A 1075-nucleotide genomic window follows, 5' to 3' on the forward strand; every position below is an offset into this window, starting at 1 on the left:
AGCGTATCGCTCTTTCTGACGAATACTTTGTTTCTAAGAAACTGTACCCGAACGTAGATTTCTATTCAGGTATCATTCTGAAAGCGATCGGTATTCCTGTATCAATGTTTACGGTTATCTTCGCGATTTCTCGTACTATTGGTTGGATTGCCCACTGGAACGAGATGCACAGCGACCCACTAAACCGTATCGGTCGTCCACGTCAGCTTTACAAAGGCGAAACGCAACGTGAATTTTCGCCGCTTCATGAGCGCGAATAATCGTTACTAGAGTTATCAGATAAACAAAAGGGTTGAGATGTAAGTCTCAACCCTTTTTAGTTTTAACGATAAAAATACACGCTACACTGGATTATCAATATCCACAAACTCGACATCTAAACCGTATTCATCGGCTAACCACTTACCAAGTGCTTTGATGCCATAACGCTCTGTTGCATGGTGACCCGCAGCAAAATAGTGGATGTCCATCTCACGAGCGGTGTAAGTTGTTCGCTCCGAAATTTCGCCAGAAATGAACGCATCTAATCCATGCTGAACCGCAAGTTCAATGAAATCTTGTCCACCGCCAGTACACCAACCAACGGTTTCGATCATTTTCTCCGCATTATCTGGAGCGATATGCAGAGGCTCTCGATTAAGTGCTTGGTTGATATTGCTCGCAAATTGAGAACCAGTCATCGGTTTTTTCAAGCGTCCAAATAGGGCGACAGACTGCGGATGACCTTCTAACCCACCGTCGATTTCAATATCAAGAAGACGAGCAAGCTCTGCGTTGTTACCAAGTTCAGGATGAATGTCGAGCGGTAGATGGTAGCCGTACAGATTAATGTCACTTTTAATTAGGCTACGAATTCGCTTACCTTTCATACCGCGAATGGGTTCTGGCTCCCCTTTCCAAAAATAACCATGGTGGACCAATAACGCATCGGCTCTGAGTTCAATCGCTTTATCAATTAATGCTTGAGAAGCAGTTACTCCAGTAACTACGCGTTTGATCTGTGGACAGCCTTCAACCTGTAAGCCATTTGGCGCGTAATCTTTAATTAACTCGGGCGAGAGTTTGCTGTTGAGAA

The 1075-nt window shown here is 44.3% G+C and carries 2 protein-coding genes; one reads left to right on the forward strand and one right to left on the reverse strand.

The window, feature by feature from the left end:
• The coding region (locus R7Q48_RS24735; RefSeq protein WP_318132755.1) for a citrate/2-methylcitrate synthase at nt 1-260 on the forward strand (260 nt) is incomplete at its 5' end.
• 81 nt (nt 261-341) lie between these two features.
• On the opposite strand, the gene R7Q48_RS24740 is transcribed toward R7Q48_RS24735, so the two are convergent.
• Nucleotides 342-1075: Nif3-like dinuclear metal center hexameric protein (locus R7Q48_RS24740; RefSeq protein WP_318132757.1), on the reverse strand; the 734-nt coding region annotated here is incomplete at its 5' end.

This window comes from Vibrio sp. 378 (assembly GCF_033339435.1).